We start from the raw sequence: 13,275 nt of genomic DNA, 5'->3' as shown, positions 1-13,275 counted from the left end.
GTTGCGGAGATCACCGAGCAGTTCAAGGGAGCCACTGCGGCAGTCGTCACGGAATACCGTGGTCTGACCGTCAAGCAGATCTCGGAGCTGCGTCGCTCACTGGGCGAAGGTGCTGTTTACTCCGTCGCCAAGAACACCCTGGTCAAGCGCGCTGCTGCTGATGCGGGCGTGGCCGGTCTGGACGAGCTGTTCACTGGTCCCACCGCGATTGCCTTCATCGAAGGTGAACCCGTCGTGGCGGCCAAGGCGATCAAGAACTTCGCCAAGGACAACAAGGCCCTCATCATCAAGGGCGGATTCATGGACGGCCGCGCGCTGTCCGTGGACGAGGTCAATCAGATCGCTGACCTCGAAACCCGTGAGGTGCTCCTTGCAAAGCTCGCCGGTGCCATGAAGGGCAACTTGGCAAAGGCTGCGGGTCTGTTCAACCAGCCCGCTTCCCAGGTCGCACGTCTTGCGGCCGCACTGCAGGAAAAGAAAGCTGCCTCCGGCGGCGAAGAAGCCGCGGTCGCACCCGCAGAAGCGGCCGAATAAAACCCCCACACCTCCCTGGTCGCGTCACCTTGCGACCGAGGAAAGAACGAAAGGATTGCCCACATGGCAAAGCTCTCCGCTGACGAGCTCATCGATCAGTTCAAGGAATTGACCCTGCTGGAACTCAGCGACTTCGTGAAGAAGTTCGAAGAGGTCTTCGAGGTCACCGCTGCTGCTCCCGTCGCCGTCGCCGCTGCCGGTGCACCGGCCGCTGCTGAAGCTGCTGTCGAGCAGGACGAGTTCGACGTCGTGCTCGAGTCGGCCGGCGACAAGAAGATCCAGGTCATCAAGGTCGTCCGCGAGGTCGTCTCCGGACTGGGTCTGAAGGAAGCCAAGGATCTCGTCGAGTCCGCTCCCAAGGCGATCCTCGAGAAGATCGACAAGGATGCCGCCGAGGCAGCCAAGACCAAGCTCGAAGAGGCCGGCGCCAAGGTTTCGGTCAAGTAAGACCGTTTTCTTCGCTCTACTCTCCACGATGGCCCGCAGCGTTTGCTGCGGGCCATCGTGCTGTCTCGGGGCCTCTATATAGGCGGCCCCGGACGCCGCCCGCACAGGCCCGCTCAGGGGCCCAGTTGCCCCCGGAGGTTACCGGCTAGTAGGTTTTCGTACCGATCAAGATCAGGGCGCGAAAAAAACTTTTGGGCATAACGTAAGTTACTCCCGAGTAACCGCGGATCTGGGTCTACCAGCAACAACCCGTACGGCTCGCCCGACCCAGCACGACCTCGGGAGAACCGTGAACCTGAGAAACGGCGACGGCGCGTATATTCGTCACGCCAAGTGGGTTAGAGTGAGCCGAACCACAGGCTCCGCACGGGGGCGGACTTCGTTTTGGAGGGACATTTCAGTGGGTGTTGAGGTCAGTGTTGAGGGGCTTACGAAGTCGTTCGGGTCGCAGAACATCTGGCGGGATGTCTCGCTGACTCTCCCGATGGGTGAGGTGAGTGTGCTGCTGGGCCCGTCGGGTACGGGTAAGTCGGTGTTCCTCAAGTCGTTGATCGGTTTGCTGCATCCGGAGCAGGGTTCGGTGATCGTCGATGGCACCGATATCACGAAGTGTTCTTCGCGTGAGCTGTATGAGATCCGCAAGCTGTTCGGTGTGCTGTTCCAGGATGGTGCGCTGTTCGGGTCGATGAGTTTGTTCGACAACATCGCTTTCCCGCTTCGTGAGCACACGAAGAAGAAGGAAGACGAGATCCGTCAGATCGTGATGGACAAGATCGAGCTGGTGGGTTTGACCGGTGCGGAGAACAAGCTCCCCGGTGAGATCTCCGGTGGTATGCGCAAGCGCGCCGGCCTGGCCCGCGCTTTGGTGCTCGATCCGCAGATCATCTTGTGCGATGAGCCGGACTCGGGTCTGGATCCGGTGCGTACGGCATACCTGTCGCAGTTGTTGATCGACATCAACGCCCAGATCGATGCCACGATCTTGATCGTGACCCACAATATCCAGGTCGCTCGTACGGTCCCGGACAACATCGGGATGCTGTTCCGTAAGGAACTGGTGATGTTCGGACCGCGTGAGGTGCTGTTGACCTCCGATGAGCCGGTGGTCGAGCAGTTCTTGAACGGTCGTCGTATCGGACCCATCGGTATGTCGGAGGAGAAGGACGACGCGCAGCAGAAGCGTGAGCAGGAGATGGTCGACGCCGGGCACTCCGATGGTGGTACCGCCGAAGATGTCCGCGGCATCGTCCCGCAACTGCAGGCGACGCCGGGTCTGCCCGAGCGTAAGGCTGTCGGTCGTCGTCAGGCCCGTGTGCGGGAGATCCTGCACACCCTGCCCGAGCCCGCGCAGCGTGCGATCGAGGAGAGCTTCGAGGTCGAGGACGCCGCGCAGGAGAATCAGCGCGAGGCCTACCGCAAGACCCAGCAGCAGCCGGTGGGGGTCGGCTCGGGTTCCAATTCCGGATACGAAGAGACTCAGCAGCAGTCTTCCTACCAGGGCTCCGATGCCCAGACCGAACAGTTCCCCGCATATCGCGCCGGTGACAAGGCTCTCTAAATGACAAGTGCCACCACACGTGGCGTCGACAAGGTTTCGAAGGCTGGCTCTGGGGCGTTGTCCCAGACGGGCAACATAGTCCAGCTGTTCGTCGACGTCGCGCGCCAGACCTTTGTGCGTCCATTTCAATGGCGCGAGTTCATCCAGCAGGCATGGTTCATCGCCAGTGTGACGATTCTGCCGACCGCACTGGTCGCGATCCCCTTCGGTGCGATCGTGTCCCTGCAGACCGGTTCGCTGATTCGGCAGCTCGGCGCCGAATCGTTCACCGGTGCGGCGAGCGTCCTGGTGGTGATCCAGCAGGGCGCGCCCCTGGTGACCTCACTACTCGTGGCCGGTGCTGCAGGCTCTGCGGTGACGGCCGACCTCGGGTCCCGAACCATTCGTGAAGAGATCGATGCCATGGAAGTCCTCGGCATCAATCCCGTTCAGCGTCTGGTGGTCCCGCGCGTGCTGGCCATGATCCTGGTGGCCGTTCTTCTCTGTGGTCTGGTCTCGGTGGTCGGCATCGGTGGTGGTTACTTCTTCAACGTGATCGTCCAAGGCGGCACCCCGGGTGCCTATCTGGCTTCGTTCAGCGCGCTGGCGCAGTTGCCAGATCTCTACGTGGCGTTGCTCAAAGCTGCGGTCTTCGGTGTGATCGCCGGGGTCGTGGCGGCGTACAAGGGACTTCACCCCGGTGGTGGACCCAAGGGTGTGGGTGATGCGGTCAACCAGGGCGTCGTCATCACCTTCTTGTTGTTGTTCTTTGCGAACTTGATCATCACTGCGGTCTACTTGCAGATCGTTCCGGCCAAGGGTTCATAGGAGAACAAGGGTGACGATCGCCAAAGGCCGAGGGGACATCGGTTATCGCGCAGGCAAAATCGCGCGTGTCCCGCTACGCGTTCTGGACGGCGCGGGCGACCAGATGTCGTTCTACGGACGCGCCATCGGATGGTCTCCGCGCACCATCCGCCGTTATCCCAAGGAGCTGCTCCGGCTGCTCGCCGAGGTCGCTTTCGGGTCCGGTGGCCTCGCGGTCATCGGCGGCACCATCGGCGTCATGGTCCTGATGTCCGGATTCACGGGTGTCGTGGTCGGACTGCAGGGTGCCAACGCGCTGGACCAGTTGGGTTCGCAGGCGCTGACAGGCTTCCTCGCCGCATACGCCAACACCCGTGAGGTCGCGCCACTCGTCGCCGGCCTCGCGCTCTCGGCAACGGTCGGCTGTGGCTTCACCGCCCAGCTCGGCGCCATGCGCATCTCGGAGGAGATCGATGCGCTCGAGACGATGGCCGTGCCGTCGATCCCGTTCCTCGTGACCACCCGCGTACTCGCCGGCTTCATCGCGGTCATCCCGCTGTACGTGCTCGGTTTGCTGTCGGCCTACTTCGCGTCCCGACTGATAGCCACGCAGTTCACCGGCCAATCCTCCGGTTCCTACGACCACTACTTCAATCTCTTCTTGCCACCTGCAGATGTGCTGTGGTCGTTTGGCAAGGTCATGATCTTTGCGTTCGTGATCATCCTCGTGCACTGCTACTACGGCTACTACGCCACGGGCGGTCCCGCCGGCGTCGGCGTGGCGGTCGGGCACGCCGTTCGCGCAGCTCTGGTGATCATCGCGGTCCTCGACTTCTTCCTCGGTCTGGCCATCTGGGGCACCACGACGTCCGTCAGAGTGGGGGGCTGATCGATGCAGGCACTCAAACGCCGGGCGCTCGGTCTGGTGTTCTTCCTGGTGGTCGCGCTGTTCCTGACGCTGACGATCATGCAGTACAACAAGTCGTTCACGAAGTTCGTCGACGTGAAGCTGCAAACGACCTCCGCGGGCAACGCGCTGCCCAACAATGCCGACGTCAAGGCTCGCGGACTCATCGTCGGTGAGGTGCGCAGCGTGGAGCCGAACCTGGAAGACGGCTCGGTGGTCGTCACCCTGGGTCTGCAGCCGGACAAGGTGGACTTGCTGCCGACCGACACGACGGCCCGCATCCTGCCGAAGACGTTGTTCGGTGAGCGGTACGTGGCATTGCAGATCCCGGACGGCCAAGAGGGCAACAAGGGCGATCACTTGAGCAATGGTTCGACGATCGACGAGGACAAGTCCGGCAACGCCGTCGAACTGCAGGAGCTGTTCGATCAGCTGCTGCCCGTGCTCGATGCGATCCCGCCTGCCGACCTGAACGTGACCCTGTCCGCGCTGTCGAAGGCGCTGGCGGGCAACGGTGAGCGCCTCGGCGCGTCGTTCGAGCAGCTCAACACCGTCTTCAAGGGGATCAACGAGAACATGCCCGAACTCCAGGGCACCCTGCGCGGTCTCGCCAGCTTCTCGCAGACGTATTCCGAAGCGCTGCCCGACCTCATCGACTCGCTCGACACCCTGCGCACCACGACCAACACCCTGGTCGAGCGCCAGGGCGATCTACGCACAGTGATCGCGGCGGTCACCCAGGTGGCGATCGATGGCACCGGGTTCCTCGAGACCAACCGTCGAGACCTGGTCGACCTGGCCATCCAGTCCGAGCCGTTGCTGACGGCACTGGCGAAGCAGTCACCGGCGTTCGGCTGCACGTTCAAGAACTTCGCCGGATTGGTACCCGAGGCCAACGTGATCACCGGCGCCGGGACCGAGAACCCTGGCGTGCGGGTCAACCTGCAGTTCGTCAACCCACGCGGCCGGTACCTGCCCAACCAGGACGAGCCACGGCTGTTCGACGAACGTGGACCGATCTGTTACGCGCAGCCCAGCAACGGCAGGCCTTTCCCGCAGTACCCCGCGGGCTCGGTCAACGACGGCTCGTACCAGCCGCCGTCCCGCAACGCCGGACCCCGTAACGTCCCCACGCTCCCGGAGCCGCAGTACTCGGCGATGCCCGACGGCACCTCCGCACAGGCTCAGGAGCCCGCCACCAACTACAGCGATCCGAGGAACAAGCTGCAGATACAGGCCATCGTCGCCGCCGCGGCGGGTAAGGAGCCGGCAGAAGTGCCCAGCTGGATCGGTTTGATCGCGGCTCCCACCGTGCAGGGACAGCAGGTGAGCATCCGATGAAGAGTTTGGTCGGACCGCTCATCAAGCTGATCATCTTCGCGGTCGTCACGGTGTTCGCCACCGCAGTCCTCGGGTTCGCCGTCGCCAACGGCGGCGCCGGTGGCGGCACGGACTTCAAGGCCGTGTTCACCGACGCCACGCAGGTGGCACCGGGCGACGACGTCCGGATCGCCGGTGTCCGTGTCGGTCAGGTCAGTGGCGTCAAGATCGTCGATCGCGACAAGGCAGAAGTGGCCTTCTCGGTGGACCGCGGTGAACTCCCAGCCGGTGTCCGGATCGCTATCAAACTCCGTAACCTGACCGGTCAGCGCTACCTCTCACTCGAGAAGGGGCCGGGCGACACCGCCGACACCATCGGGGGCGGGACGACGATCGGCCTGTCCCAGACCACCGAGGCGATCAATCTCACCGAACTGTTCAACGGCTTCCGGCCGCTGTTCCAGCAGTTGACCGCGGACGACGTGAACAAGTTGTCGGCCGAGATCATCAAGGTCTTCCAGGGTGAGAGCGGAACCATCTCCGAACTGGTCCGCGACACCGCGAGCCTGACGAACACGATCGCGGACCGCGATCAGGTCATCGGGCAGCTGATCGACAACCTGAACGTCGTCCTGAAGAACCTGAACGAGCACGACGACCAGTTCACCCAGCTGTTGACGAACACCGAGAAGTTCGTGACCGGTCTGGCGAACCAGAAGGAGTCGGTCGGATCGGCCATCACGTCACTGTCCAACCTGACGGCCGTGACCGCCTCGATCCTGCAGCCGACCCGGCCCGCCATCCAGGGATCGATCGCAGCACTGAACGATCTGGGACAGACCGTCGTCGAACGGCAGGACGAGATCAAGCAGACGCTGACCACCCTGCCGATCAAGCTCCAGAAGATCGGTCGTGCAGCGACCTTCGGTTCATGGTTCCAGTTCTATCTCTGTGGTCTGGACGTCACGGCGGGGAACGGTCAGAGCAACCTGCTCACTCAGCCGCTGATCCCACTGCCGGACATCAACCACGTCCTGTACACGAGCGCAGCGACACGCTGCTGGGCGAACGAGGATCCACCGTGACCAACACGACGACCAGGGGGGTGACCGCATGACCGATCGACGAACCATCAAACGCAGTCCTGTCACCATCGGATTCATCGGCATCTTGATCCTGCTGATGTTGTCGACGTCGGCGTTCTTTCTGCAGTCCCTGCCGTTGATCGGCGCGGGCATCATCTACAAGGCCGACTTCTCCGAGGCGGCCGGCCTGCAATCCGGCGCCGAGGTCCGGGTCGCCGGCGTCAAGGTCGGCAACGTTCGCAAAGTCGAGCTGAAGGGCGACCGCGTACGGGTCGACATGCAGGTCGACAAGGCCTGGATCGGCAACCAGACGTCGGCGTCGATCCAGATCAAGACGGTGCTGGGCCAGAAGTACATTGCCCTCGACCCCGCGGGCAATGAACTGGCGGATCCGAAGAAGGTCATCCCGCTCGAACGCACCACGTCGCCCTACGACGTCATCGAGGCGTTCTCCGATGCCGCCGATCAGGTCGAGGAACTCGACACCAATCAGCTGGCAACCAGCATGCGGACGTTGTCGGACGCGTTCTCCGGGACCCCGGCGGATCTCCGGTCGTCACTCGACGGCCTCACCCGCCTCTCGGAGACCATCGCGAGTCGTGACCAGAAGGTGCAGGAACTGCTCGCGGCCACCGCCGACACCTCGAAGCTGCTGGCGGACCGCAACCAGGAGTTCGAACGACTGATCTCCGGTGCGGGCGAGCTGCTCGGGGAATTGAACAATCGGCAGCAGGCGATCTCGGTACTGCTCTCGAGCACCATCACGCTGTCGGACACGTTGACGGGAATCGTCAAGGACAACCAGGAGCAGATCGGTCCCACACTGGAGACCCTGCGCCAGGTGATCGAGATCCTCAACGACCAGAACGAGAATCTCCGCCAATCGCTGACGTACATGGCACCGTTCTATCGCCTGTACGCCAACGTGCTGGGTAGCGGTCGCTGGTTCGATTCCGTGGTGACGAACCTGCTTCCACCGGCACTGCCGCAGCAGAACACGACTCGACTCCCTGTTCAGCAGGAGCAACTGGCGAACGGTGGCGGAACGGTGGCCGGACAATGATGACGTCGGCAAGCAACATGCAGGACACCCGCGGACCGGGCCGGTGGTTCACGCCGCGGCACATCGTGTTCCTGGTGATCGGGCTGATCCTCGCCCTGCTCGTCGCCGGGTCTCTGTGGTGGGTGTTCCAGCGGGTCACCGCCACCAAGATCACGGCGTACTTCCAGAGCAGCGTCGGCATCTACGACGGCAGCGACGTACGGGTTCTCGGCGTGCCGGTGGGCACGGTCAACAAGGTCACCCCCGAGGGTGAGCGTGTGAAGGTCGAGATGACCGTGCAAGGTGACGTCTCGCTGCCGAAGGATGTGGGTGCCGTCCAGGTGACCCCGTCCGTGGTCGCAGACCGCTACGTACAGCTGACCCCGGTCTACGTTCGTGGGCCGAAGGCGCCGCAGGACTTCACACTCCAACTCGACAAGACGATGGTTCCGGTCGAGGTCGACGAGCTCTACGCCTCGGTGCAGAAGTTGTCGGACTCGCTGGGACCGGAGGGCGCCAACAAGAACGGGGCCGTCTCGGAACTGGTGACCACGGGTGCAGAGAACCTGGCCGGCAACGGCGAGGCGCTCAACGAGACGATCAGCGGCCTGTCCAAGGCTGCGAACACCCTGAACGAGTCCCGGGGAAATCTGGTCGACACGATCAAGAACCTCGACAGCTTCGTCGGAATGCTTGCCCGCAACGACGCGCAGGTGCGCCGGTTCAACACACAGATGGCTGATTTCACGACGTTCCTCGCCGGTGAGCGCGACCAACTCGGGACCGCCCTGGACAAGTTGTCGATCGCCCTCGGTGACGTCGCCGGATTCGTCGAGGACAACCGAGAGTCCCTGGGCGCGCGGGTCAACGAGCTCATCCCGACCACCCAGACCCTGGTGGACACGAAGGAATACCAGAAAGAGATCCTGACGTCGCTGCCGTTGGCCCTGTCGAACCTGGTGAACGCGTACAACGCGGAGTCGGGAACCCTCGACCTGCACCTGACGCTGCCGGAACTGCAGGACCTGCTGGGAGCACAGTGTGGGCTGCTCGATCTGGGACAGCTCAAGCCGGGCGATCCTGCGTTCGTGGAGTTCAGCAAGACGCTGCGACCGCTCATCGACCAGTGCACCAACGTTGCCGACCAGATCCAGGACGGCATCAAGACACCGACCCTGAACCTGCCCTTCGGCATCTTCAGTACCGAGAACCAACAGCGCAGTGGCCCCGTCCCGGGGACGGTGCCGGGCACTCCCGATCCAGGACTGGAGGGTGAGAACTGATGAGATCACCCAGACGCGCGACGGTGCGCAAGGCCGGTGCCGCCGCCATGATCGGGGCTGCGGTCATCGCGATCGCCGGTTGCGGGACACAAGGTCTGCAGTCGGTTCCGCTGCCCGGTGGGGTGTCGCTCGGCGACAACCCGCGAACCTACAAGCTGCAGTTCACCGACGTCCTGGATCTGGTTCCGCAGGCGACGGTGAAGTTCAACGGCATCCAGGTCGGACGCGTCACCGAGATCAAGGTCGCGCCGGACCAGTGGACGGCCGAGGTCGCCATCGAGGTACAGAACAGCGTCGACCTGTCCGACAAGGCCATGGCCGAGGTCCAGCAGACCAACCTGCTGGGTGAGAAGTACGTCGCACTCGAAGACCCTGAAAAGAACGCCGACCTGCCGCGCCAGAACCCCGCCCAGGTCATCGGCTGTCCCGAGGTGGGGGCGCCCGACTGCCGGACCCGCACCGCGACCGACGTCGAGCAGGTCCTCGGAGCACTGTCGCTGCTGCTCAACGGCGGCGGCCTCAACCAGCTCAAGCCGATCGTGGACGAGCTGAACGATGCCCTCGAAGGCCGCGAGAGCGAGGTCAAGGGACTGCTCAACGAGACTGCCCGGCTGATCAGCGGTCTCGACGAGCAAAAAGAGAACATCGTCTCCGCACTCGACGGTCTCGACAAGCTGTCGAACCGTGCGCGTAGTCAGACCGACCAGATCAACCGGGTTCTCGACGAGCTGCCGCGAGGTATCGCCGTTCTCGAAGAGCAGCGGCCACAGCTCGTGACCATGCTGCAGCAGGTCGACCGACTCGGTCAGGTGGGCGTGCAGGTGCTCGGAACCGCCCGCGAAGAGATCATCACCGATCTCAAGGCGCTGCGGCCGACTCTGCAGGCACTCGCCGGTGCGGCACCGGATCTGATCACCGCTTCGCCGCTGCTGTTCACCTACCCGTTCCCGGATGCTCTGCTGCCCGGTGTGAAGGGTGACTCGACCAACCTGTTCGCCAATCTCGACCTGCGGTTGCTCAACCAGCTCGAGGCGCTCGGTGTCGGTCAAGGTGAACCGGTGTACAGCCCGCCCAAGACGGGTCCGCTGCCGGTCATCGACCCGAAGAACCCGTACTACAACGGCAACGGACCGCGGCTCGGGTGGCCGACGATCACCCTGCTGCCGTTGCCCAACGCGAGGCCGGGGCCCAACACCCCGCCGTCGGGTGGGCAGTACGCGCTGATGCCCGAAGACCGCGCTGAGCACAGCTTCCTGCAGGCCCCCCTCGCGCTGCTCTCCGGAGCAGTCGGGCAGACCGCGGGGACCCAATCCACGACGACGCAGCCTGGGGGTGCCCCGTGATCTCGAAACTGGTCAAGTGGCAGCTCGTCATCTTCGTGATCGTCGGTGTGGTCGCCATCGTCTATGTCGGTGCCACGTACGCCAAGCTCGATCGTCTCGTCGGTATCGGCTCGTACACGGTGAAGGCCGAGTTCTCCGATTCCGGCGGCATCTTCACCAACGGTGAGGTCACCTATCAGGGTGTGCCGGTCGGCCGCGTCGGTGCGCTCACGCTCTTGCCGGACGGTGTCGAAGTGGCCCTGGTCCTCGACTCCGACGGCCCGAAGATCCCCGACTCGGCGATGGCTGTCGTCGCGAACCGGTCGGCGATCGGCGAGCAATACGTCGATCTGCGCCCGACGAGCAACGAGGGCCCGTACCTGAAGAACAATTCCGTCATCACCAACACCGACACCCCGCCCGCGCTCGACGGGGTTCTCAAGTCGGCGGTCGACTTCACCGACTCGATCCCGGTGGAGGACCTGACCACGGTGGTGACCGAGCTGGGCAATGCGTTCAACGGCAACGCGGACAACCTGCGGTCGCTGATCGACTCGCTGGCCAACCTGTCCCAGGCCGGGGTGGACAACCTGCCCCAGACCATCTCGCTGATCCAGAACAGTGATGTGGTGCTCGGGACGCAGGCCGAACAGTCGGACGAGATCCTCGCGTGGTCGAGCAACCTGCAGTTGATCACCCAGACCCTGCAGGCTTCCGATCCAGCCATCCGGAGGCTGCTCACGACCGGCACGACCAGTGCCACGCAGATCTCCCGGCTGCTGCAGGACAGCGGCGGCGACATCACCACTGTCGTCCGTAACCTCGCCGAAGACGTCCGGACGATCTCGCCCACGTTCTTCGCGGTGAGCCCGTCCCTGGCGCTGCTGTCGGCGCTCTCCAGCGGTAGCTACAGCCCGGCACCGGGCGACGGCACCATTCACTTCGGCATCGTGCTCGAGGTGAACAACCCTCCCGCGTGCACGCTCGGCTACGAGAGCACCGAGGAGATCATCGCCGAGGAGAAGCGGAAGAACCCCGACTTCGACATCAACTACGACGACTTCCCGTTCAACACCGACGCGAAATGTACTGTCGCGCAGGGAAATCCGACCGATGTTCGCGGTGCCGCCCGCTCTGTCTACTCGAATCCGAACATCCCGCAACCGTGGGACGACAACCCGAAGAAGATGCCCGACACCCTCAACCTCAACCCCATTGCGGAACAGATCGCGTTCCTTCTGGGTGTGCGCGACAAGTGATCTGGGTGGCGGCGCAGGCGGCGGGGATCGACCTCTCAGGCGGCGTGTGTACCTTGGGCGGGCGATGACTGACAAACCCAAGCCCGGCCGACAGCGACGTCTCGGTTCGCAACGGCTGTGGTTGCGGATCTCGGCTGCCCTGGCGGTGGTCGGACTCGTAGCCGCAGTGGTGTGCACCGGCGTCTTCGGATACCAGTGGTACGACGCCAAGTTCAACGTCCAGGCCACGCAGCAGGCCCGCGACGACGCCCAGGACGGTGCCGAGCAGGTGATGCTGAACGTCACCAACATCGATCCCGCGAACATGACCGCGTACCGGGAACAGCTCAACTCGTCGCTCGTCGACGAGGCGGCGAATCAGGTGACGCCGGAGACGTTCCAGCAACTGGTCGCCGAAGGTGAGGCGAACGGTGGGGCGTCGGCGAAGCTGACGTCGTCGATCGTCCGTAGCGGGGTCGTGGAGTTCAACAAAGAAGACGAGACGGCGAAGGTGATCGTCTACGTCGAGTCGGTGCGTTCGGTGGCGAATCAAGATCCGGTGACCCTGCAGTCGGGTTTCTCGGTGGGAGTCCGCAAGGTCGACGGCGCATGGAAGGCCTCTGACATCCAGCCTCTCGATGCGTTTGCGCTGCAGGACCCGGCCGGTGCACCCGCGCCCGCCGACCCCTCTGCGGTTCCCGCACCCGCCACCACCGCGCCGGGAGGAAACTGATGACCAACCAGCCACCCCGCAGGCCCGGCAGACCAGCCGGCCCGCGCGGCAAGATCCGTATCGCAGGTAGTGGCCCGGCAAAGGGCAAGGTGCGCGCCGAGGACGAGGCCGCCGAGAGCGCAGCAGTCGAGCCCGTCGTCGAGACCGACCAGGCGGCCGCCGGGGCACCCGACGACGTGGCAACTGACGACCTGGCAACCGACGAGGCGAAAGCGGCAGACGTCGCGGAGCCGTCGACCGCCAGTGCCGACGACACCGTGTCACTCGACAAGGGCGACCGCAAGAGCCGGCCGGTGGCCAAGGGCGCATCGTTGAAGAAGCCCGGCCGCGCCGATGAGAGTGTGGCCGGCACAAAAGGGCGTCCGGCAGCGAAGGCTGCGGCGGCGCCCGGCGCTCGCAGTGGATTCCTGACCTGGCGCAAGGTCGCCGCGGTGGCAACAGTGGCCGTGGTGTTCGCGGTTCTGGCCGTCGTACTCGCGTTCAAGCCGGGTGCGAAGACCGAGTCGAACGACGCCTTTCTCGATGCCGCGGCCACCAGCGAGCTCAAGGCGCAGGCCGGCGAGCGGATGTGCACGGTCCTGGGTGTCGACCCGGTGAAGTTCGACGACTGGGCTGCGCGGGCCAAGGCGGCGCTGACGGGTGAGTACATCAACGAGTTCAACGAGTACCTGCAGGCCAACCGCGATCTGGCCACCCAGACCGGACAGGGCGCGGAGTGCAAGGTCGACCTCATCGGGATCAGCAACATGGACGACACCCGCGCCAACGTGATCGGCACCTTCGTGCTGAGCAACACCCAGCAGGGCGTTGCGGTGCTGGGCACTCCCAATCTCGCGCGTGTGGACGTCGGACTGCAGAAGGTCGACGGGCAATGGCTCATCAGCCGCATCTCTGATTTCTGAGCCCGAGCCCGCAGACTTTTTTTATCGCCCGATCCGCGCGTTCCTCTTGACGCCGGGCCATCTTGGTTGCAGTCTGTTCGCAGTAACCAAAAGGGGTTGTTTACGTGCGCCCTTTTTC

13 protein-coding genes are annotated in these 13,275 nt (G+C 63.9%); all 13 read left to right on the top strand.

The genetic code is table 11. The features are described from left to right. The coding region (gene rplJ, locus BH683_RS17235) for a 50S ribosomal protein L10 (RefSeq protein ID WP_084837493.1) at positions 1-534 on the top strand (534 nt) is incomplete at its 5' end. 63 nt (positions 535-597) lie between these two features. Beyond that, entirely contained in the window at positions 598-981 is a 384-nt protein-coding gene (gene rplL, locus BH683_RS17230; RefSeq protein WP_030165235.1) for a 50S ribosomal protein L7/L12, read from the top strand. Between the two features lie 400 nt (positions 982-1,381). Further along, positions 1,382-2,539, top strand: coding sequence for an ATP-binding cassette domain-containing protein (locus BH683_RS17225; protein WP_084837492.1), 1,158 nt, complete (start codon positions 1,382-1,384; stop codon positions 2,537-2,539). Next, a complete protein-coding gene (locus BH683_RS17220; RefSeq protein ID WP_084837491.1) occupies positions 2,540-3,346 on the top strand; it encodes an ABC transporter permease in 807 nt (268 codons plus the stop codon). 10 nt (positions 3,347-3,356) lie between these two features. Next, positions 3,357-4,214: an ABC transporter permease gene (locus BH683_RS17215; protein WP_084837490.1), complete on the top strand. Its 858-nt coding sequence runs from the start codon at positions 3,357-3,359 to the stop codon at positions 4,212-4,214. 3 nt (positions 4,215-4,217) lie between these two features. Continuing rightward, a complete protein-coding gene (locus tag BH683_RS17210; RefSeq protein ID WP_084837489.1) occupies positions 4,218-5,573 on the top strand; it encodes an MCE family protein in 1,356 nt (451 codons plus the stop codon). Beyond that, positions 5,570-6,637, top strand: coding sequence for an MlaD family protein (locus tag BH683_RS17205; RefSeq protein WP_084837488.1), 1,068 nt, complete (start codon positions 5,570-5,572; stop codon positions 6,635-6,637). The genes BH683_RS17210 and BH683_RS17205 overlap by 4 nt, the downstream gene beginning before the upstream one ends. Before the next feature lie 28 nt (positions 6,638-6,665). Beyond that, entirely contained in the window at positions 6,666-7,700 is a 1,035-nt protein-coding gene (locus BH683_RS17200) for an MCE family protein (protein WP_084837487.1), read from the top strand. Continuing rightward, positions 7,700-8,962 carry an MCE family protein gene (locus BH683_RS17195; protein WP_084837486.1) on the top strand — a complete coding sequence of 421 codons (1,263 nt, stop codon included), beginning with the start codon at positions 7,700-7,702 and terminating at the stop codon, positions 8,960-8,962. Before BH683_RS17200 ends, BH683_RS17195 begins: the two co-directional genes overlap by 1 nt. Beyond that, on the top strand, positions 8,962-10,305 hold the full coding sequence (locus BH683_RS17190; RefSeq protein WP_084837485.1) for an MCE family protein: 1,344 nt from the start codon (positions 8,962-8,964) through the stop codon (positions 10,303-10,305). Before BH683_RS17195 ends, BH683_RS17190 begins: the two co-directional genes overlap by 1 nt. Next, positions 10,302-11,543, top strand: a complete 1,242-nt coding sequence (locus BH683_RS17185) for an MCE family protein (protein ID WP_084837484.1) — start codon at positions 10,302-10,304, stop codon at positions 11,541-11,543. The genes BH683_RS17190 and BH683_RS17185 overlap by 4 nt, the downstream gene beginning before the upstream one ends. A gap of 64 nt (positions 11,544-11,607) precedes the next feature. After that, the gene (locus BH683_RS17180; RefSeq protein ID WP_084837483.1) at positions 11,608-12,255 is read left to right on the top strand and encodes a hypothetical protein; all 648 of its coding nucleotides are present in this window, start codon (positions 11,608-11,610) and stop codon (positions 12,253-12,255) included. Continuing rightward, positions 12,255-13,157 carry a hypothetical protein gene (locus BH683_RS17175; protein WP_084837482.1) on the top strand — a complete coding sequence of 301 codons (903 nt, stop codon included), beginning with the start codon at positions 12,255-12,257 and terminating at the stop codon, positions 13,155-13,157. Before BH683_RS17180 ends, BH683_RS17175 begins: the two co-directional genes overlap by 1 nt. Positions 13,158-13,275 lie beyond the last annotated feature (118 nt).

The organism is Williamsia sp. 1138, assembly GCF_002095435.2.
Classification (GTDB): domain Bacteria; phylum Actinomycetota; class Actinomycetes; order Mycobacteriales; family Mycobacteriaceae; genus Williamsia.
The sequence above is the reverse complement of the archived record's forward strand: the minus strand, read 5'-3'. Positions and strand labels throughout refer to the sequence as shown.